Source organism: Bradyrhizobium ontarionense, from assembly GCF_021088345.1.
GTDB lineage: Bacteria > Pseudomonadota > Alphaproteobacteria > Rhizobiales > Xanthobacteraceae > Bradyrhizobium > Bradyrhizobium ontarionense.
On record NZ_CP088156.1, the window covers coordinates 4857851 to 4878347 of the forward strand.

At 66.3% G+C, this 20497-nt stretch carries 19 protein-coding genes; 9 read left to right on the forward strand and 10 right to left on the reverse strand.

Features of this window, described 5'->3' with window-relative positions; all coding sequences use genetic code 11:
- Positions 1 to 252: 252 nt before the first annotated feature.
- From LQG66_RS37275 to LQG66_RS21395, 5 genes are all read left to right on the forward strand, one after another.
- Positions 253 to 381 carry a hypothetical protein gene (locus LQG66_RS37275; protein ID WP_256460582.1) on the forward strand — a complete coding sequence of 43 codons (129 nt, stop codon included), beginning with the start codon at positions 253 to 255 and terminating at the stop codon, positions 379 to 381.
- Between the two features lie 463 nt (positions 382 to 844).
- On the forward strand, positions 845 to 2566 hold the full coding sequence (locus LQG66_RS21375; RefSeq protein ID WP_231317658.1) for a pyrroloquinoline quinone-dependent dehydrogenase: 1722 nt from the start codon (positions 845 to 847) through the stop codon (positions 2564 to 2566).
- A gap of 185 nt (positions 2567 to 2751) precedes the next feature.
- A complete protein-coding gene (locus LQG66_RS21380) occupies positions 2752 to 3060 on the forward strand; it encodes a c-type cytochrome (RefSeq protein ID WP_231317659.1) in 309 nt (102 codons plus the stop codon).
- A 314-nt stretch (positions 3061 to 3374) separates the two neighbouring features.
- Positions 3375 to 4139: a substrate-binding periplasmic protein gene (locus tag LQG66_RS21385; protein WP_231317660.1), complete on the forward strand. Its 765-nt coding sequence runs from the start codon at positions 3375 to 3377 to the stop codon at positions 4137 to 4139.
- A 350-nt stretch (positions 4140 to 4489) separates the two neighbouring features.
- A complete protein-coding gene (locus LQG66_RS21395) occupies positions 4490 to 5794 on the forward strand; it encodes a PQQ-dependent sugar dehydrogenase (RefSeq protein ID WP_231317661.1) in 1305 nt (434 codons plus the stop codon).
- A 118-nt stretch (positions 5795 to 5912) separates the two neighbouring features.
- On the opposite strand, the gene LQG66_RS21400 is transcribed toward LQG66_RS21395, so the two are convergent.
- On the reverse strand, positions 5913 to 6161 hold the full coding sequence (locus LQG66_RS21400; protein ID WP_231317662.1) for a hypothetical protein: 249 nt from the start codon (positions 6159 to 6161) through the stop codon (positions 5913 to 5915).
- 184 nt (positions 6162 to 6345) lie between these two features.
- Between LQG66_RS21400 and LQG66_RS21405 the strand changes: the two genes are divergently transcribed.
- Positions 6346 to 6519, forward strand: coding sequence for a hypothetical protein (locus tag LQG66_RS21405; protein ID WP_231317663.1), 174 nt, complete (start codon positions 6346 to 6348; stop codon positions 6517 to 6519).
- A gap of 332 nt (positions 6520 to 6851) precedes the next feature.
- Here the strand turns inward: LQG66_RS21405 and LQG66_RS21410 are convergent, their stop codons facing one another.
- From LQG66_RS21410 to LQG66_RS21435, 6 genes are read right to left on the reverse strand one after another with little or no spacing between them, the layout of a single operon-like run.
- Positions 6852 to 7703 carry an NAD-dependent protein deacetylase gene (locus tag LQG66_RS21410; protein WP_256460635.1) on the reverse strand — a complete coding sequence of 284 codons (852 nt, stop codon included), beginning with the start codon at positions 7701 to 7703 and terminating at the stop codon, positions 6852 to 6854.
- Positions 7704 to 7707: 4 nt separating this feature from the next.
- Positions 7708 to 8619 (reverse strand): polysaccharide deacetylase family protein, encoded by a 912-nt coding sequence (locus tag LQG66_RS21415; RefSeq protein ID WP_231317665.1) that lies wholly within the window; start codon positions 8617 to 8619, stop codon positions 7708 to 7710.
- Positions 8620 to 8623: 4 nt separating this feature from the next.
- A complete protein-coding gene (locus LQG66_RS21420; RefSeq protein ID WP_231317666.1) occupies positions 8624 to 9421 on the reverse strand; it encodes an ABC transporter permease in 798 nt (265 codons plus the stop codon).
- Positions 9421 to 10287, reverse strand: a complete 867-nt coding sequence (locus LQG66_RS21425) for an ABC transporter permease (RefSeq protein ID WP_231317667.1) — start codon at positions 10285 to 10287, stop codon at positions 9421 to 9423. Before LQG66_RS21425 ends, LQG66_RS21420 begins: the two co-directional genes overlap by 1 nt.
- On the reverse strand, positions 10284 to 11360 hold the full coding sequence (locus tag LQG66_RS21430; protein WP_231317668.1) for an ABC transporter ATP-binding protein: 1077 nt from the start codon (positions 11358 to 11360) through the stop codon (positions 10284 to 10286). Before LQG66_RS21430 ends, LQG66_RS21425 begins: the two co-directional genes overlap by 4 nt.
- Positions 11357 to 12391 carry an extracellular solute-binding protein gene (locus tag LQG66_RS21435; RefSeq protein WP_231317669.1) on the reverse strand — a complete coding sequence of 345 codons (1035 nt, stop codon included), beginning with the start codon at positions 12389 to 12391 and terminating at the stop codon, positions 11357 to 11359. The genes LQG66_RS21430 and LQG66_RS21435 overlap by 4 nt, the downstream gene beginning before the upstream one ends.
- A gap of 199 nt (positions 12392 to 12590) precedes the next feature.
- Here LQG66_RS21435 and LQG66_RS21440 point away from each other — a divergent pair, with 199 nt between their 5' ends.
- Complete coding sequence (locus LQG66_RS21440; protein WP_231317670.1) at positions 12591 to 13334, forward strand: GntR family transcriptional regulator; 744 nt, start codon at positions 12591 to 12593, stop codon at positions 13332 to 13334.
- A gap of 19 nt (positions 13335 to 13353) precedes the next feature.
- Here LQG66_RS21440 and LQG66_RS21445 read toward each other — a convergent pair whose 3' ends face one another.
- Together LQG66_RS21445 and LQG66_RS21450 are read right to left on the reverse strand one after the other, a co-directional pair.
- Positions 13354 to 14979, reverse strand: a complete 1626-nt coding sequence (locus LQG66_RS21445; RefSeq protein ID WP_231317671.1) for a hypothetical protein — start codon at positions 14977 to 14979, stop codon at positions 13354 to 13356.
- A gap of 189 nt (positions 14980 to 15168) precedes the next feature.
- On the reverse strand, positions 15169 to 16617 hold the full coding sequence (locus LQG66_RS21450; RefSeq protein WP_425601348.1) for a glycosyltransferase: 1449 nt from the start codon (positions 16615 to 16617) through the stop codon (positions 15169 to 15171).
- Between the two features lie 784 nt (positions 16618 to 17401).
- Here LQG66_RS21450 and LQG66_RS21455 point away from each other — a divergent pair.
- Complete coding sequence (locus LQG66_RS21455) at positions 17402 to 18367, forward strand: IS110 family RNA-guided transposase (RefSeq protein ID WP_231317673.1); 966 nt, start codon at positions 17402 to 17404, stop codon at positions 18365 to 18367.
- Positions 18368 to 18596: 229 nt separating this feature from the next.
- Here LQG66_RS21455 and LQG66_RS21460 read toward each other — a convergent pair whose 3' ends face one another.
- Entirely contained in the window at positions 18597 to 19091 is a 495-nt protein-coding gene (locus LQG66_RS21460; RefSeq protein WP_231317674.1) for a YchJ family protein, read from the reverse strand.
- Between the two features lie 181 nt (positions 19092 to 19272).
- Between LQG66_RS21460 and LQG66_RS21465 the strand changes: the two genes are divergently transcribed.
- Entirely contained in the window at positions 19273 to 20478 is a 1206-nt protein-coding gene (locus tag LQG66_RS21465; RefSeq protein ID WP_231317675.1) for a hypothetical protein, read from the forward strand.
- Positions 20479 to 20497 lie beyond the last annotated feature (19 nt).

Sequence of the window (20497 nt, forward strand, 5' to 3'; positions counted from 1 at the left end):
ATGTGGCTGATACTCTTGGCGAATTGGCAAGATAAAGGCAACCGTTGTGGAGAGGCAATGGGACGAATTGGGGGTTGTGGGGACGTTTTGAAGATGAGCTGAGGCATTCCTTTGCGGATTATCGTCCGACAATTTCGTTCGCTCGTATCCTCCCCTGTCCGCAAGGGGCAAAGGAGACGTGCCGCGCAATTATTCGCATCTCCGGGCGAGATTCACTTGCCGTAGTATGACAGACCTACGGAGGAGGCTCGCATGGCGTCCGACGACACGACCTGCGAACACCATTACCCGACGCAGAAGCTCGAGCTTGAAGCGTCGGAGCAGCGACCCAAGGTCGTGTGCCTCGACTTCGATGCCTTCAACGCACATTCTGTATTCTGAGTCCCGCACAGCCCAACCTCGCTGATCCCCTGGCCTGAAGACCGCGCTCGGCGCCTTTACGCGCAGTCTCATTTTTTATTTTCCGCGTGTAATCGGACAGCATGACTGAAGCATCGCTCACGCACACCGGCCGTCACAAAGCCGCGTGCAAGCGAGGCAAAATGCCGACGATCGCATCGCACTCATCGGTTCCCGCCACGCGCAGCGTCGCTGCGCGGCCTGTGCTGGCGCAATCCGGCTTGCTGCACTGCCGATGCGTTGACCGGATGAGTTCCTGCCGTGGTCGGGAGAACTTCCCTCCCGTGCATTCACATCGACACAAATCGACGTTAGGTTGAGTAAGTCATTCGTCCTGTCGGAACACGGCGCATCACCTCAAGCGTGCGTGCCGGCAGACGATCCGGCGAAGGGGACTGCGACAACGCAGTTGCCATCAATCAAAAACGTAGCGGAGGAAGTGCCCATGATGAAGCAACCGAAACGGCTGGCTGCGCCGATCGCGCTCGCCATCACCACGACGCTCGTAGCGTCGGCGGCGCTGGCGCAAACGGTGGATACGGCGCGCATCGAAGCCGGCGGCCAGAACGACTGGCTGACCTACCACGGCTCCTACAAGTCCTATCACTACAGCCCGCTCGCCCAGATCAACGCCGGCAACGTCGCCAATCTCGGCGTCGCCTGGATCCACATTCCGGGACGATCCACCCGCGGCCTGCAGTCGATGCCGCTGGCGGCCGACGGCGTGCTCTATTACAGCGGCTCCTATAGCCGCGTGTTTGCGCTGAACGGCGCCACCGGCGAGGTGATCTGGTCGTACTTCCCGGAACTGGACGAAGCGCTGGTCGCGCGCCAGACCCACTCGCCGTACAATCGCGGCGTCGCGATCGGCGAGGGCAAGGTGTTCGTCGGCACCATGGACGGACGGCTGATCGCGCTCGACATGAAGACCGGCAAGCTCGCGTGGGAAACCAAGCTGCTCGACTCGCAGAAGCTGACGGTCGGCTTCACCGGCGCGCCGCTCTACGCCAACGGCAACGTCGTGATCGGCGCGCAGGGCGGCGAATGGCCCGGCCGCGGTCCGATCTTCGGCGTCAACGCAGCGTCAGGCGCGAAGAAATGGGAGTTCCTGACGGTCGCAGGCACCGAGGAGGCCCAGAAGACATGGGGCAACGATTCCTGGCGCACCGGCGGTGGTGGCGGCTGGATGCCCGGCACCTATGACTCTGAGACCAGCACGATCTGGTGGGGCACCGCCAACCCGGCGCCGCTCTACGACTGGTCGGGCGGCGACTGGAAGACGCAGGGCGCCCGCCCCGGCGACAATCTCTATACGTCGTCGGTGATCGGCCTCGATGTCGACAGCGGCAAGCTGAAATTCTATCATCAGGAGCTGCCGCACGACGCCTGGGACTTCGACAGCGCGGTCGGCGAATTCCTGATGCTCGACCGCGACGGCAAGAAGCTGACGGTGCACCCCAACAAGAGCGGCTACATCTTCGTCTACGACCGCGAAGCCAAGGTGCAGAACGTCTGGCGCATCACCGAGAACAGCAACTTCGTCAAGAACATCGACCCCAAGACCGGCGAGCTGATCGGACGTCGCGACTTCACGGCCGGAAAGGTCGCCGAGCCGCTCTGCCCGCACATCTCCGGCGGCGTCAGCTGGAACTCCGGCTCCTACAATCCGAAGACGGGCCTGTACTACAAGCTCGGCCAGGAATGGTGCATGACGCTCGACATCGTCAAGACGACGCCGGTGGTTGCACCGCAGGCGCAGCTCAACATCGGCGCCAACTTCACGATCGCGAAGCCGCCGAGCGGTGAGATCTACGGCCATCTCGACGCCCGCGACCCCGTCACCGGCGCCAAGAAATGGGAGGTTCGCTTCCCCGAGCCGCCGCTCGCCAGCGTGCTCTCGACCGGCGGCAATCTCGTGTTCGTGCCGGATTCGCGCGGCACCGTTCACGCCTATGACGCCGAGAACGGCACCGAGCTGTGGAACCACTCCGACGGCACCGGCCATCAGGGCGGCATCATCAGCTACTCGGTCAACGGCAAGCAGTACATCGCCATCACCGCCGGCTTCGGCGGCATGGCGGCCGACGACTATGCCCCCACCTTCGGCGGCGTCTACAAGAGCATGCCCAGGGATGACGGCGCGCTCATCGTCTACAGCCTGAAATAGGCGTTTGATATCACGGGGGCCGGCCACGCCGGTCCCCGTGCCTTTCGCCTGCATGATGGGGCGTTACGGAACCGGCTTGCTTGCTGAGATTTGACTCGATGAAACCTGATTGGACGAGACTTGCCTTGACGAAGTTGACTTGTATGAAGATGGCCAGGACGAAACGCAGTCCTGCGAAACTCGCGTTGAGGACAATCGCCGCCGCGCTGGCTTGCGCCGTACCGGCCTTTGCGCAGTCTGCCGCGCCCACGCCGCAAGCCGAGCCGCTCGACGTCCAGCAACTGTTCGCCTCGACCTGCGGCTGGTGCCACTCCGACGCCGGCCGTGTCGCCGGCAAGGGCCCGCAGCTGATGGATACGCAACGCAGCGACGACTTCCTGCGCAACCGCATCAAGGTCGGCAAGCCCGGCGCGATGCCGGCATTCGGCGAGGCCTTCACCGACGCGCAGATCGACGCGATCATCGTCTACATTCGCGCCTTGAAGCCCGATTAGTGCTCCTGCGGCACAAGGAGCTGAACGGTTGGGGTTTCCGCGTCGTTCCGGGGCAATCGTCAAGGCGAAGGCGCGAAGCGGCTGCGCGTTGGCGATTGAACCCGGAATCTCGAGATGGAGAGGAAGGGACGCAAGACAAGCTCGAGATTCTCAGGTGCGCAATTGCGCACCATAGTTCAAGGCCTCTCGGCCTTGCCCCGGAATGACGGGGGTTGTGACGCGGCTGGGTCGGAAGGCGATGCGACGCCCCCCTGCGTGACCGGCCGCTCCGAGGCGTAGGCGAGAGTGAGATTCATCCTGACAGGGAGCACGATATGACACGATTGCTCGCGATGCTCGCCGCCATTGTTGGCCTGGTCGGCCCGGTCGAGGCGCGCTCGCTCGACGCCATCCGCTCGCTCGGCCAGCTCGGCCTTTGCGCCCACCCCAATTCGCTGCCGTTCGCCAGCAAGGCCGGCGACCCGCCCGGCTTCCAGGTCGAGATGGGCCAGGCGCTGGCGCGCGAGCTCGGCGTCGCGCTGCGGCTCGACTGGATCATCACGATGTACCAGCTCCGCGCCGCCGGATGCGATGTCGTCATGGACGTCATTGCCGATCCGGAGGCGCAGGGGGAGACCCGGCTGAAGACGACCAGGCCGTATTATCACTCGGGGGTGGCGCTGGCGGTGCCGGCGGCGAGCAAGCTCACCTCCTTCGCCGGCCTCGACCGGACAACCAAGGTCGGCGTACAGGTCGGGTCGGTCGCGGCGATGCTGATCAGCCAGCGTCATGTGCCGACATCGACCTTCGGCTTCGAGATCGACAGCCTGGACGCGCTGGCCAATCACGAGATCGATGCCGCGGCGGTGACGCCAGCCAACGCCGCCTATTACAACCAGACCCATCCGGACAAGGCGGTCCGTCTCGTCGCGCCCGACGACAGCGAGGCGAGCCTCACCTGGAACGTTGCCATCGGCATGGTCCGCCCCGACGAGGCGCTGCGCGAGGCGGTCGAGGCATCGCTGGCACGCTTGCGCGCCGACGGCACCGTCGAGCGCATCTACAGCCGCTACGGCATCGTGCTGCAGGCACCGAAATAGCCGGCGTTGCCGCCGGACCGTGATGAGACTCGGCTGATCCGGTTCACGACGGGCGGTTCACCTCTCCCCGGCGAGATGCATGGCTTCTTCTGCCACGGCTGTCGTGCATGACCTGACGTTGGTCACGCGCAACATGAAGGACTTCGTCGCCGCCGGCACGCGCCTCTTCAATCCCTGGACCGATGGATAGCAAGCAGACTGACGCGAGTCCCGGTTTCGCAGCCCCCATGCGCGGCCCACGCAGTTGTCACGGTGGGCGTGGTAGATCATAACGGATTGGCCTTTCCCGCCATCCCGCGATGGTCCCGCACGCACCCCATCTCCTTTTGCCAAGCCCCCACAGGACTCCCATGACAACCCTCTCCTCCATCGTCGCGCGCGGTGTCGCGCTGGTTGGCAATGCGGCGCTGCAGTGGCGCAAGCTGCAGGGCGAGACGCCGCAGCCGGCCTGGGGCGCGCAGCCGCAGATTCCAGTCGCCAAGCCGCAGGGCCTGCTGCCGACCCTGAAGATGCCGACGGCGCGTGGCTGGCGCGATGGCGAGCGGCCGGTGGCCGCGCCGGGCCTGAAGGTCAACGCGTTTGCCACCGGGCTCGATCATCCGCGCTGGATCTACGTGATGCCGGACAAGTCGGTGCTGATCGCCGAGGCGACGCAGATCCCGAGCCCGGTGCGCAACATGTTCGGCTATGCGATGCAGGCGACGATGCGCCGCGCAGCAGCCCTCGGCGTCAGCGCCAACCGCATCACCCGGCTGGTCGATGCGGACGGCGACGGCACCGCCGAGCGCCGCAATGCGTTCATGGAGAATCTCAGCCAGCCGTTCGGCATGGCGCTGGTCGGCGACACCTTCTATGTCGGCAACACCGATGGGATCGTCGCCTTCCCCTACACGGATGGTGCCGAGCGCATCACCGCGCAGGGCAAAAGGCTCACCACGTTCAAGCCGGCCGGGCATTGGACACGCAGCCTGCTGGTCAGCCCCGACGGCACCAAGCTCTATGCCGGCGTGGGTTCGCTCACCAACATTGCCGAGCTCGGCTTCGAGGTCGAGGAAGGCCGCGCCTGCATCTATGAGCTGGACATCGCGAGCGGCGTCAGCCGCATCTTCGCCTCGGGGCTGCGCAACGCGGTGGGCGTCGCCTTCGAGCCTGAGACGCGCGTGCTGTGGACAGTCGTCAACGAGCGCGACGGGCTCGGCGACGAGACGCCGCCGGACTACCTGACCTCGGTACGCGAAGGCGGCTTCTATGGCTGGCCCTATTGCTACTGGGGCAAGACGGTCGATGACCGCGTGCCGCAGGATGCCAGCCTGGTCGCGACCGCGCTGACGCCGGACTACGCGCTCGGCGGCCACACCGCCTCGCTCGGCCTGTGCTGGCTGCCGGCGGGCACCCTGCCCGGCTTCCCGCAGGGCATGGTGATCGGCCAGCACGGCTCGTGGAACCGCAGCAAGCTGTCAGGCTACAAGGTCGTGTTCATTCCGTTCGAGAACGGCAAGCCGTCGGGCCCGGCGCGCGACATTCTCTCGGGCTTCCTGGCACCCGACGAGAGCTTCTCCTATGGCCGTCCCGTGGGCGTCACGCTCGGCCCGGACGGCTCGCTGCTGGTCGCCGACGACGTCGGCAACTGCATCTGGCGCGTGACGGGGGCGTGAGGCCGCCCGTAGTGCGTATTGTAGAACGAGCCGGCAGCGGCAATCTCAGTCGACCTCTCCCTTCGGGAGAGGTAAGACCGCCGCCGCAGCGCCACCCGGACATGATCCAAGCACGTCCTTAGTCGTGGCCGTAGTACTGGCGATTGCAGTAGCGGCGGCCGGCTTCGTGCCTCGCCGCACGCTGCGCCCGGCTGGCGTTCGCCGGCATCAGGAAGTCGCCGCTCGCGAACAGCTGCAGGCAATTGACGTAGTTCTTGTTGCCGAGCCAGTCCCAGCCGGCCGAGGCCGGCGAGGTCGATGCTGACGCAAGCAGGCCTGCGGTCGCGACGATGGCCGCGGCAGCGAAAAGACGGATGCTGGAAGTCATGACCGTGTCCCGTGTTCCTCGAGCTGCCCGTGCAGCCGATAGCGGGATCATGACGATCAGGACACGCAGCTTCCGTGATGGTGCGCACATTGCGGTCAAGCAGCATGGGCGGCGGACCGCGGCGTACGGCCGCGGAACAAGCATCACGCCCGTAACGTTGTCCGGCAAAGCACAGGAGAATTCCATGGCCGACAACGTCACTCCCGATCAGAAGCAGCCGGGCGAGAAGCACGAAGGCAAGTTCCACTACAATCCAGGCAACCAGGCCGGCAAGACGGTCGAGGTGGGCAAGCCCGAGAGCGAGCAGGTCAACAACACCGACCGCATCGACAATCGCGAGAAGCCGCAGTCGCGGTGAGGCGGGACGCCGCTCGTACGGATAGCGGCTCTATTTGTTTGAGTATGAGAGTCGACCTCTCGCCGCGATAATGGTGCGCTCCCTCTCCCCGTTCTTCACGGGGCCGCGACGAGCTTCGCTCGCGCTGCGAGGGTCGGGGTGAGGGGCAGACGCACGGGAAGAGGAAGTGTAAGCGGAGGGACCTGTACCCCCTCACCCGGATTGCATCTTCGATGCAATCCGACCTCTTCCCGCATCCGCCTTCGCTCTGCGAGCTACGGCGGACAAGAGCGGGGCGAGGTGCACCGAACAAGCCGCGAGACGGTCGCGACCCACAGGGTCGTTTGTCGCGCCTATTCCTGGAGCAGAAACGCCAGCGCCTCGTCGCAGGGCGCCTCGACCTTCAGCGAAAGCAGATCATCGGCGCGGGTGCGGCCGAGATTGACGGCTGCGATCGGAATGCCGCGGTCGGCGGCGGCGCGGACGAAGCGGAAGCCGGAATAGACCATCAGCGAGGTGCCGACCACGAGCATCGCGTCGGCATGATCGACGTGCTCACGTGCTGACGCGACGATGTCGCGCGGCACGGTCTCGCCGAAGAACACGACGTCCGGCTTGAGAATGCCGCCGCAGGCGCGGCAGGCCGGCACGACAAAGCGCGTGAAATCGACCCCCTCGAGATCGGCGTCGCCATCCGGCGCGTCGGCGGCATCGTGCGCGAGCCAGTGCGGATTGGCGCAAGCCAGCTCATCCTGGAACTCGGCCCGCGAAAGCGTCGCGCCGCAGCCCATGCAGCGGACGCGATCGAGCCGGCCGTGCAGATCGATGACGTTGCTGGTGCCGGCGGCCTGGTGCAGCCGGTCGACATTCTGCGTCACCAACAGCGCGCAGCGGCCCTGCCCCTCCAGCCGCGCCAGCGCATGGTGCGCGCCGTTCGGCTGGGCGCGGCCGAAGCGCCGCCAGCCGACCATGCTGCGCGCCCAGTAGCGCCGGCGCGTCTCTTCACTGCCCATGAAGGCCTGGTAGGTGACCGGCGGCGTGCGCTTCCACTGCCCGTCGGTGTCGCGATAGTCCGGAATGCCGGAATTGGTGCTGCAGCCGGCACCGGTCAGCACAACGATCCGGTGGTGGCCGGCGATGAAGGATTTTAACGCGGCGGGGGTGACCATGGCGGAGATGTAGGCGGCCGGGGTGGCCTGCGCCAGTCCGTCAGGTCGCGCCAGCCGGCGGCACCGTCGCCAGCCAGTGCCGGGCGATCTCGGCGCGCGGCGCGATCCAGGCCGCACCGCTACCGGTGATGTGCGACAGGATGCGGTCGAGCGCGCCGATGCGGCCGGGGCGGCCGATCATGCGCAGGTGCAGCCCGACCGACAGCATCTTCGGCGCCGTCTCGCCTTCCCGCACCAGCCAGTCGAAGGCATCGATGACGTAGTCGGCGAAGTCGGCGCCGCGGAAGCGCGAGCCGTTGTAGAACTGCATGTCGTTGCTGTCGAAGGCATAGGGCAGCACGAGATGCGGCCGCCCGCCGACATCGACGTAATACGGCAGATCGTCGTTGTAGGCGTCGCTGTCGTAGAGGAAGCCGCCCTCCTCGACCAGCAGCCGGCGCGTGTTCGGCGAGGCCGCCGAGCGGGTGTGCCAGCCGAGCGGCGGCTTGCCGGTAATGCGGCGAATGGTCTCGACCGTGCGCGCAATCACCCGGCGCTCCTCGGGCTCGCTTATGCCGGCATGGCTCTGCCAGCGCCAGCCATGCGCCGCCACCTCGTGGCCCCGGGCGACGGCGTCGCGCGCCAGCTCCGGCGAGCGCTCGACGGCGCGGCCGCAGGCGCTGACCGTGACATTGACGCGATGCGCGTCGAACAGGTCCATGATGCGCCACCACGCCGCGCGCGTGCCGTACTCGAAATGGCTGTCGATGCACGGGTCGGGCCCGTCGAGCCGGTGCACGACCTCGTAGATCGCCTCGTTGCCGGCGTCGCCGTCGGAGATCGAGAATTCCGAACCCTCCTCGAAATTCACCACCAGCGACACCGCGACGCGGGCACCGTTCGGCCAATGCGGATGCGGCGGCTTACCGGCGTAGCCGGTGAGATCGCGGCGAAAGGGCAGCTGAGAGCTCATGGCGTCAATCCGCGGTTCCGGCCATGCGATGCAGGCCGACGAGGCGATCGCTGATCAGCAGCAGCACCAGCGTGCCGGCGAGAATGAGGGTGGAGAGCGCGGCGAGCGTCGGATCGGGCGCCTCCTCGATATATTGCAGCATGCGGATTGGCAGCGTCTTGGAGTGGACATCGGTGAGGAAGATCGAGACGGGATAATTGTCGAACGAGGCGAGCAGGCTGAACAGGCCCGCGATCAGGAACGACGGCGCCAGCGCCGGCACCATCACGCGCAGTACGCTGCCGGCATAGCTGCAGCCGAGCGTGCGCGCGGCCTCGATCAAGGTGAAGTCGAAGCGTGACAGGCCCGCGATCATGGTGCGTGCGACATAGGGCAAGGTCACCACGAGATGCGCCACCAGCAGCGCGCTCCAGGTCGCGGTGAAGCCGATCATGCGGAAATATTGCAGGAGCGCGATGCCGAGCACGAGGCCGGGCATCATCAAGGGCGAGACGAGAAGCGTGCCGATGGCGGTGGCGCCCGGCAGTCTGCCGCGCGCGATGGCGATGGCGGCGAGCGTGCCGGCGACCAGCGACAGCGCGGTCGACAACAATGCGATCTGAAGCGACAGAGACAACGACGGCCAGAAGCCGTCGAGCCGTCCGATGCGGCCGTACCAACGCAGCGACGCGCCCGACAGCGGCAGGTCGAACACCGGCGTCGACGAGAACGAGGCGGCCGCGATCACCACCAGCGGCAGCAGCAGGAACAGCGCGAGAGCGATCGCGAGCACCCAGCAGATGAAGATGGCAAGCCGTGTCATCAGGTCGGCTCCCGCGACAGCCGCGCACTGAGCGCGACCACGATGACCGCAATCGCCAGCAGCACAACGCCGGCGGCGGCGCCGAAGCCGGGCTCGCGTGCCAGCAGGTACGCCTTGGCGATGGTGGTGGCAAGCGTCGGGTATTTCTCGCCGATCAGAAGCGTCGGCACCACATAGGCCGACACCGACAGCGAGAACACCAGCGCGACGCCCGCGATGATGCCGGGCAGTGTCAGCGGCAGGATGACGCGGAAGAACACGACGACTGGCGAGGCGCCGAGCGTCGCCGCCGCCTCGGCATAGCGACCGTCGAGCTGCGCCACCACGGCGTAGATCGGCAGCACCATGAACGGCAGGAAGATGTTGACGGCGCCTGTTATCAGCGCGGTCTGGGTGAAGATCATCCGGATCGGATCCTCAATGATCCCGATGGTGATGAGCACGGTATTGATGAGGCCGTCGCTACGCAGCAGGATGGTCCAGGCGAACGCCTTGACGATGACCGAGGCGGCGAGCGGCAGGAACAGCGTGGCGAGCAGGATCGAGCGCAGCGCGCCGCGCGCGCGCGCCAGCGCAAACGCGGCCGGGTAGGACACGAGAAAGGCGATCAAGGTGGTCAGCAGGCCAAGCCGCAGCGAATTCCAGATGACGCCGAGATAATACGGCGTGCCGAGCAGCCGCGTGTAGTGCGCTGATGTGATGTCGCCCCTGGCGTCAAGCACGCTGACGCCGAGCAGCAGCGCGAGCGGCAGCACGAACACCAGCGCAACGATCAGCACGGAAGGTGCGATGAAGCCGAACGCGGCGATGCGCTCGCGATCCCGTGCAGGCCCCGTGACTGGCGCTGGCAATGCGGCGTCGGTCATATCGAGGCCTCGGCGGCAAAGGCGAACGTCTCGGACACCGGCCAGGCGAAGCGGACCTCGTCATGGACTTCAGGCACGGCGGCCTCGCGGCCCGACAGCTCGGCGAGCAGGCTCGCGCCTGCGCCGGCGTCGACATCGACGAGGGTCCGCGAGCCCTGGAACACGACCGAGCGGACACGACCGGCCGCGGAGTTTCCGCCGTCCGCAGCGCCTAGGCGCAGCTGCTCCGGCCGCGTCGCCACGATCACCGAGGCGCCGGGCTGGAATACGCCGCGCGCGGACAAGCGCCCGACCGGCGTCACCACCTCGACCGTACCGCCGTTCACCCCGACCACCTGGCCGGCGATGCGCGTCGACAGCCCGACGAAGTTGAGCGCGAACAGGCTTGCAGGGCGCGCATAGAGCTCGCGCGGCTCGGCGAGCTGCTCGATACGGCCCTTGTTCATGACGGCGACGCGGTCCGACATCGTCAGCGCCTCGTCCTGGTCATGCGTGACGAAGATCGCGGTCGCCTTGACGTCCTGCAGCAGCCGGCGCAGCTCGACCTGCATCTCCTCGCGCAGCTTGCGATCGAGCGCCGACAGCGCCTCGTCGAACAGCAGCACGTCCGGCTCGACCGCGATCGCGCGCGCCAGCGCCACGCGCTGCTGCTGGCCGCCCGACAGCGCAGAGATGCGGCGGCCGCCGAGATGGCCGAGCTTGACCAGCGACAGCGCCCGCGCCACCGCGCGGTCGATCTCGGCTTTCGGCGCGCCGCGCACCTTCAGCCCGAAGGCGACGTTGCCGGCGACGGTAAGGTGCGGAAACAGCGCGTAGCTCTGGAACACGACGCCGACATTGCGCCGGTGCGGCGGCACATGGGTGACGTCACGGCCAGCGAGCGCGATCGTGCCGGCGTCGGGCGGCGCCAGGCCGGCGATGGCGCGCAGCAAGGTGGTCTTGCCGCAGCCGGAGGGACCGAGCAAGGTGACCAGCTCACCACGGTGGATGGTGAGGTCGACGCGATCGAGCACGGTCGCCGCGCCAAAGCGTTTGGAGACTGCGCTGATGACGAGATGCGGCGCGGCGCTCATGTCATCTCCTTGCTCCAGCGATCGACCCAGCCGGCGCGGTTCTTGGCGACGAAGGCCCAGTCCGGCGCGAACAGCGCCGCCGGATCCGGGAAGCCGGCCGGGCGCGGCGTCGCCTGGTTGGTCGGTGCGACGAAGGCCTTCTCGGCGAGGATGGTCTGCGCTTCCGGGCTGAGGAAGAACTCGATCACGGCGTCGGCGAGATCGCCGGCCGGTCCGCCAGCCACCTTGGCGATGCCCGACGGCATCGCGAAGCCGCCGTCCGCCGGGATCGCGAGATCGACCGGCGAGCCGTCGGCCTTGCGGATCAGCGTGTAGGCCGAGAACTGGCCGCCGATCATCCAGGCCTCACCCTGCTCCAAGAGATTGATGGCCTGCGGCGCGTTGGTATAGACGTTCAGGAGATTGGCCTTCAGGCTCTTCACCTTCTTGAAGGCGACGTCGATCTCGTATTGCGCCTCCTTGTAGGGCTTGCCGGTCTCGAGATGCGCGGCCGCCAGCAGCGCCCAGAAGCCTTCGGTATTCGACAGCGACGGCACGATGATCTTGGACTCGTATTTCGTGTCCCAAAGATCCGCCCAGCTGGCGGGCGGCGTCTTCATGCGCTTGGTGGAATAGGCGATGCCGGCCCACGGCTTCTGGTAGTTGGCCCACAGCCCGTCCTGGTGCACGGCGCCGTCGACCAGCTTGCCGAGATTGGGAATCGCCGACGACGACATCTTGGTGATCAGGCCCTCGGCCGCGGCCGGCAGCATCACCGGATCGTCCATGATCACGACCGAGATCTTGGGGCTCGCTTTGTCGGCCTGCATCTTCTGCAGGTTGGTCAGCGAGTTCGTTCCTTCATAGAGCACCTTGCAGTCGAGCTTCTTCTCCAGCACCGGAAACAGGTCGGCGTTGAAATATTTCGCGGCACCGGCGGGACCGCCGATCACGATCTCTTTCGGAGCGGCGCGCACCAGCGCGGGCGCGGCGAAGGTGGCAGCGAACGCCGCACCGGTCTTCAGGAGGCTGCGTCGGGAGAAGGCATGCATGAGAGGATCCCGTGTGAGCTGTCGCGAGAGGTACGGGAGATGCTCAGCAAGCGCCGTGCCAAATGTGCACATTTTTATATTTTGTCGTGGGATCAATTGATTGAGCAAATTTCGTTGCCGGCCCACTGACCCGGGCGGGGCAGAATGTGCACATTTTTTGGAGGTGACGTGCCGCGCCTTTGGGCCTAGCTACAGCGCCATGGCGATGCGAGCGCAGCGAATCGGGAAGGCCAATCCCGCCGAGGACGAGGCGGTGTATCAGGCCATTCTGCGCGCGCTGCTCGAGGGTAAGCTGAGGGCCGGCACCAAGCTCGCCGAGACGCCGCTGGCTGCCATCTTCGGCGTGTCGCGCGAGCGCATCCGCAAAGTGCTGCACCGGCTCGGCGCCGAGCGGCGGCTGGAGATGATCCCGAACCGCGGCGCACGGGTGCCGCAGCCGACGCTCGATGACGTCAGAAGCGTCTACGAGGCGCATCGCGTGCTCGAGGCCGGCGTGCTGAGCCAGCTGGTACTGCGGATCGACGATCGTTTGCTCGCGCGGCTCGACGCGCATCTCGAGGAGGAGCGCGCGGCGGCGCGGCGCGGCGATCGCGCCGCTTCGGTGCGGCTCTCCGGCGCCTTCCATGTCCATCTCGTCGACTCCATTGGCAATCCGGAATTGTCGCGCATGCTCGGAGACCTGCTCAGCCGCTCCTCGGTGATGGTGTCGGTGTACGAGCCGGCGGCGCAGTCGATCTGCGCCGTCGACGAGCACGGCGCGATCGTCGCCGCGCTGCGCGAGCGTGACGTGATGCGCGCGATCGCGGTGTCGCGCGAGCATTTCCTGCATGTCGAGGGCCGGCTGCGGCTCGACGAGGCTTCAGACTCCGGCGGCGAGGATCTCGCGGACATCTTCGCGCCGGTGAAACCACTCCGCCGCAGGGCGCGATCAGCGCAGTCGTAACGACTGCGCCTGCTCACGATCACGTCCTCGGCACATTGTTCGACGGCGCGCACCAGGGCAGCGCCATCAGTGGCATGTAGTAGCCGTTCCACGCGCAGACGTCCTCGGGACCCTTGCGCTTGAGCGCCATCTTGACCGGCTCGGCCTGGCTGATGCCGACATGGAGCACGAGCAGCGCGGCGCCGATCGGATAGGCCAAACGGGAGAAGCGCAGGTCCGACAGCCGATCGAGCAGGACCATGCCGGCGAGGATGATCAGCGGATCGGTGAAGACGAAATACTCGACCTTCAGGCCGCGGCGGACGCCGAGCGTATCGATGCCGACAGCGGCCAACATCAGCAGCGTTGCCTGCAGCGCGGCCTGCCGGTCGCCACGGCGCCAGGCCATCACGATGCCGGGAATGATCAGCCACGTCAGGAACACCGCCGGCCGGGCCGACGATTGCAGCACGAAAGTGTAGCGCCTGACGACGCCGAGCACGCCGGACAGCAACAGGCCGATCGCTCCTGTGACGCTGCCTGCGGCTTCCGGCGCATCGACATAGGTGATCATCTTCTCCAGCGGATTGAGCACGACGACGACGTCGTTGATGTCGTAGCTCAGATCCAGCGCGAGCAGGCCGAGGCCTGCGCCTGCGACCACCGCCAGCATCGCGGCCGTGGTTTCGGCTGCGCTCACGCGCCACAGCCGCGCAAAGCCGATCATGCCGGCAGCGATGACGCCGAGCAGCGCCAGCTGATAGACGCCGAAGCGGCCGAGCAGCAGCGGCTTGAGGCCGGCGGCGGTTGCGTTGGCCGGATCGAATCCGGCGGCGACCAGCGGCCACGCGGTCATCGCAGAGGCCAGCGCGGCCATCGCCGCGATCAGCACGGCCGCCCACGCACGCGACGTCCGCCAGAACGGCATGCTTGCGCTCGCCGCGTTGCCGAACGGCAGCGTCAGCACAGGGATCGCTGCGATCAGCAGGATCGCATGCACCTTGTTCTCCAGGCCGAGCACGCAGAGCGCGGCTGCAAGCCCGACCGCAGCAGGACGCCAGGGGCCGGCGCGGCGCGCCACGATGATCAGGATCATCAAGGCAAGAATGCAGAACGACGCCGCGATCATCTCGCTGCGCAGGATCCGCAGGTGCATCTGCACGCCGCCGGAGAAGGCGAAAGCGGTGACGGCGAGAATGGCGATGCGCCAATCCGACACCAGCCGGCGTGCCAGACAGGCGAAAGAGAGAATGATGGCGCTGGCCGTAAGCAATGCGGCGATACGGCCGGCATGGACGGCACTGGTCATCGCCGCGTCGAAGCCGGCGCGATCCGCCGGCGAGGGGATCGCCGACAAGGTCCAGGCGTCGAGCAGGCCGAGACGGTGCAGCGAGGCGAACCAGGACTTGACCGAGAGGATGGTGAGATAGGCCGGGTGATCGAAGAACACCTGCGCGCCGCCATCGTTCATGGCGAGCGCGTTGTAGATCACCATGAAGTCCATGTCGGCGTTGCGCCAATACGCGGTGAAATAGCCGACGAGGAAGAACGAGACGAGCGACAGCAGCAGCGCCACGGCGACGCCGCCGCGCCAACCGAAGCGCGCGAGACGGTCGAGCGCGTCACGGGACGGAGCCGATGCTCCTGTGACCATTGTCGCCGTCATGCGCGGGCTTGTCCCGCCTGCGCGGCCGAAGCCGCTTCGGCGCGGCGGAGGCCCGCGCATCCACGTCTGCTCCTTTCGGCGCAGGAAGACGTGGATGGCCGGGTCAAGCCCGGCCATGACGATGTGGAAACAGTTGCAACCGCTTCATGCTCCGTCGCGGCTGGCCCGCAGGCGCAGACCTCAACCATCTCAGATCGCCTTGATCTTGAAGAAGGCGAACACGACCATCTTGAGCAGCATCCAGCCGTGGCGGAAGCGCGAGATCTGGGTCTCGCCGTAGCTGCGCGCGGCATAGCGGATCGGCAGGTCGATCGTCTTCAGGTTCAGCTTGGAGGCGCCGAAGATCAGATCGAAATCGCCGAACGGATCGAAATCGCCGAAATAGGCCTTGCCGGCCTTGAGCCGCTGATAGTCGCTGCGGCGCAGCACCTTGGTGCCGCACAAGGTGTCGGTGTAGCGCTGATTCAACAGCCACGAGAACAGATAGGAGAACGTCTTGTTGGCGATGAGATTGAGGAAGCGCATCGCGCCCTCGTCCATCGGATAAACCAGCCGCGAGCCGTTGATGAACTCGCCCTTGCCGGAGCGCAGCGCCTCGAAGAATTTCGGCAGCTGCTCCGGCGGCATGGTGAGGTCGGCATCGAGGATCATCAGCACGTCGCCGCGCGCGGCATCGAACGCCGTGAACACCGCGTCGGCCTTGCCCTTGCCGGGCTGGCGCATCAGCTTGATGTCGTGATCGGGGAACGCCTGGCGCACCCGCTCCATCTCCTCATAGGTGCCGTCCCTGCTGTGGCCCTCGATGAAGATGAGCTCGATGTCAGGACAGAACGCGGCGATGCGCTGCACCGCAGGCTCGATGTTGCCGCGCTCATTGCGCGCGGGCACGACGACCGTCGCCGAGCGGACATCGTCGGTCACGCAGCGCATCGAGCGCGCCACCAGATAATGCCGCAGCGACAGCGCGCGCAAGCCCGGCAGCACGCTGAGGAAGCGGTTGGCGAAGCGGCCGAGGCCGTACAGCCGCAGCGGCGACAGCACGCGCTGCTCGGATTTCACCGGGTCGAAATCCGCGAGCTGCGCGAGATTGCGCAGGTCCGCCGGTGACAGCACGTTCTGCTCCGGCTGCGGCATGCGCAGGCCCATCGCCTCCGCCGCCTTCAGCAGCGGATACCAGAGGTGCGAGAAGTAGCCGATGACGAGCCGGGTCTCGCGCGTGCACAGCGGATGCAGCTGTTCGATGAACTGCTGGCAGTCGTCGAGCGAGCCGATGGTGTCCAGCACCAGGATGACGTCGAACGGACCGGTGACGGCCGCAAGCGTGGCCGGATCCTCGGCATCGCCGGCGATGAAGGTGAGTCCCGGGTGGCGGGTGCGGGCGATCGCGATCTGCTTGTCGCTGAAATCGATGCCGACGCCGTAGGACGGCGCCAGCGCCGCCAAGGTGTCGCCGAGACCGCAGCCGATCTCCAGCACCCGGCTGCCCGGAGGAATCAGGAAGCGGAGATAGCACGCGTCCTCGCCATGGAAGAACGCCGCCTTGTCGCGCCAGCCGGCGCGTTCATCGGCAAAGCGGTTGGCGTGGTCGAGGATGGCGGCCTTGCGCGGCGACAGCGCCTTTGGCGCAGGCGCCGCCATCGCCGCGGCCTGCGGCCGCTCGTGCTCGTCCTGCCGGGCCGGGTCGTCCAACTCTGCCACCTGGTACCATCCTCGTTAGGGTTTCGCGCCTCTCTAGGCCAGCCGGGTTGGGCGGAGTCAAGGCCGCTCGGCGAGGTCCTCCGCTCTGGTCAGTCGGCGCGAGGAGCGCTCCAGCAACCGAACGAAAACGAGACAGCCGCAATCGTTCACGCGGCGCGTGTCGCGCCCGGGCTTTGCGATTCATTCGCGCTCTCGACGTGGGAGGGCGCAGGGAAGGCCGGGAGCCTGCCGCCCCCATGGCCCGCCTGCACAAGAATAAGCAGGCGGCAGTCACCACAGGTTCGGCTGAGACATCCCGGCCTTCCCCGCGCGATGGTCTTAACGGCTGCTCCGCGCTCTCCCCGGGGACCGGGCTTGGCCCCCGTCACCCGCGACGACGCACGAACGTCGTCACGAGCTTGGCGCCAGCATCGGGGCGCCAGGACCACACGGCTTGACCGTCCGCGCGCTGCCAGTCGTCGTGCACAAAGCACCTGGCAGGCCCGCGGCCACCGCTCCCCGCCTCTACGTATCGTGACGACGCGTACGCCCCTTGTGTTCAGAAAGTCTGCCAGAATGCGCGAACGGGCGGTTCTCGCAAAACCGCCCGTCGCTGGATCTGAGCCCGTTACGCCCCAAACGCGGCAGAGCCTGTATCAGAGCGAGGGACAGCTCCGGTGATCTTCCTCAACCCGAACAGTTGCAAGGGCTTCGAGCCCATACAAGGCAAGGAAGGGAGTGGATGATGACACAAATCGTAAACGGTGTCGCTGGCATCGATGTCGCCAAGGACAAGGTCGACGGCTGCATTCGCAAGCTCGGCTTACGGCAGACGTTCCCGAGCAGTTCGCACGGGCACCGCCAGCTCATGGCCTTGCTTCGCAAGCACAAGGTGACAAAGGCCGTCATGGAGGCCAGCGGCGGCTATGAGCGCGAATGGGCCAAGGCGCTGCGCGAGGCGGGGATAGAGGTGCGGATCGTTGATCCCAAACGGGTTCGCAGCTTCGCCTTGTCGGCGGGTCGACTGGCGAAGAACGATACGATCGACGCAGAGATGATCGCCTGGTTCGCCGAGACGTTCGACGAGGCACCGAGCCAGACCTACGATGCTGCACGCGAGGAACTGGCGGGGCTGGTGAAAGCGCGCAAGAACCTGATGGATCTGAAAACCCGTTTGCAGAACCAGAACGAGCATGTTGTACCGGGATTGGCGCAGAAGGCCCATTCCCAGGTGTTGAAGATGCTCGCGGCCCAGATTGCAAAGCTCGAGGCTGCGATCTCCGCCAAGGTCAAGGCGACACCGGAATTTGCCGAGCGCGCCAAGATCATCGAAAGTGTGCCGGGGCTTGCCGGCACGACCTCCGCGCTTCTCATTGCAGGAGCGCCGGAGCTCGGCAAGGTGAGTGACAGGATCGCCGCTGCCCTGATCGGCGTTGCCCCTTATGACGACGACAGCGGCAAGCGCCGCGGCGAGCGTCACATCAAGGGCGGACGACGTTGGGTGAGAAACGGCCTGTTCCTTCCCTGCCTCGGCGCAGCGACGCAACACAATCCGGTGCTCAGCGCCTACTATGAGCGCCTCATCGCCAAGGGCAAGGAGCCAAAAGTGGCGCTCATCGCATGCATGCGCAAGCTGATCATCATCCTCAACACGATGATCGCTCGCGGTGAGAGGTGGAATCCCAAGCCGCTACGGACCGCGGTGAGCTGATCGAGCGCTCTACCGCGCTCGGTCCACGACCGAGCGCATGCCAAGTCCTCAGGACGGCGAGCGGACGGGGTCAAGGCCTTCAGCCGCCGAAGGCGGGGGCGCGTCTCGCGCCAGCCTTGAGGCCGGCCGTTCGCCGGCCTACCTCTCAGCACAGTTGCTCTGCATGAGGACGGGATGTGCGAATACAGCCATTATTTCGGAAAAAAAGCAAGATAAATCTCAGGCGGTCTTACCGCCCGCAGCAGAATTTGTATTTCCTGCCGCTGCCGCACGGGCAGGGATCATTGCGGCCGACCTTCGCCGCGCCCGCCGCTCGCGTCTGCTCCGTGACCACGGCCCGCGTATCCCCCTCGACGAAGCGCCAGGCGCCGTCGTCGCGGCGAAACTGCGAGACCTCGTGATGCTCGATGGTCTTGCCGGCCTCGCGATAGGTCGCGACGAAGCTAACGACGCCATCGGCATCGCCTGCCTGGCCGCGCGTGGTCGAGACGATGCGCAGGCCGAGCCAGGTGGCGCGGGTGGCCCAGTTCTTTGCCGCGGCGGCATCGAACGCACTGCGCCGGTCGGCGGCGAGCGTGCCTTCGACGTAGCCGATGTCGCCGCGTGTGTAGGCCGTGTAGCGCGAGCGCATCAGGGCTTCGGCCGTCGGTGGCGATGCCTCGCCGCTGAGATAAGGACCGCAGCAGCGATCAAAGGGGAGGCCAGAACCGCAGGGACATTGCATGCGGTGACGCTAGCATCGATGGCCGGCGATGGAAATCAAGGCAAACGGCTGCGCCTCGATGTGCGGTCTGCATCTGATCACACCATTCTGCGTCACGGCACCGGACGGCTTCCCGCCGCCGCAAATTGATCGTATCGATCGTTGGTTCCGACCTGACCAGGCGAGGTCTCGCATCTTGATCATGATCGCCAGGCGACTCGCCTTGGTTTCGTTCGCGCTCGTCATTCTGTTCGTCCGGCACGCCTCTGCAGCCGAGCAGACCCGCGCTAGGCAGGATGCGCCGATCCAGCGCGCCGTCTTTGCCGAGGGACGGCTCTGGCTGCTCGACAGTGGAGGCCGGCTGTCGAGCATGCCGGAAGACGGCGAGCGGATCGACGTGGCCACGCCGGATCGGGTGATCGAGCTGTTCGTACAGGATGGACGTGCGGTCATCGTGACCTGCCCGCAGGAGACCTGCTCGCGCTGGACTCCTGTCGAGCGATGGACGGTGCGCCGGCGGGTTGGTGACGATTGGGAGACGGTGGCCGATGTTGCAACGAGAGGCGAGCAGTTCGTGGCCGCGACGTCGACCATCTTGCTGACGGACAGCAGGATGATCGATCTCTCCAGCGGTGGACAATCGGAGACGGCTCTCACCTTGCCGTCCTCCAGTCCAATGCTCGCCCGCCCAAAACCGTTGAAGGAGGGCGAGCATTTCAGGGCCGGGGGGTCCTGGCTGATGACGGACAGCGGGATGATCGATCTCACCGAAGGTAGACCATGGGAGGCGGCTCCCACCTCGCCATCGTCTACTCCGCTGCTCGCCCGCCCAAAGCCGTTGAAGGGTTGGCCGGTCCGCGCCGTCCTGATCACGCCGAAACATGCCTTCGTCGGCTACAATGGCGGAGAGTGGGGCGGCGGGCTGCAGCAGATCGATCGGATGACCGGTATCGTATCCGATATCGACGGCGACCTGTGCGGCGGCAACCTGAACCCGGCGTGCGATCCGGTCAACGGCATCGCAACCATCCCTTGGAAGCCGGACTGCATCGCCGTGGCGGTCGGCCTGATCCACATGCTCCCGCACGGACGCATTGTGGAAGTGTGCGACAACGCGGTCCGCCTGCTCTACACCCACCACATCGAGAACCGTCAAGCGGTATTCCCGACGTACACGACGGCCTTCTTCGGGCTGCAGCGGACGGGTGAGGATCTGCTCGCGGTGGGACATGACGGCCCGTATCAGGTCGGCCCGGGTGACCGCGCCGAATTAATCCCGCTTCCAGAGTTCAAGCAGGCAAACGGCGTCGCCGTGAGCTTCGACTTCGCCGGATTGGTGCTGGTGCTGACGACTGCCAATCAGCGCTTCTCCCTGAGTGGAGCCACGCCGATGCTGGTGCCGCGTTAGGCGCAGGACGCTTGCGCGA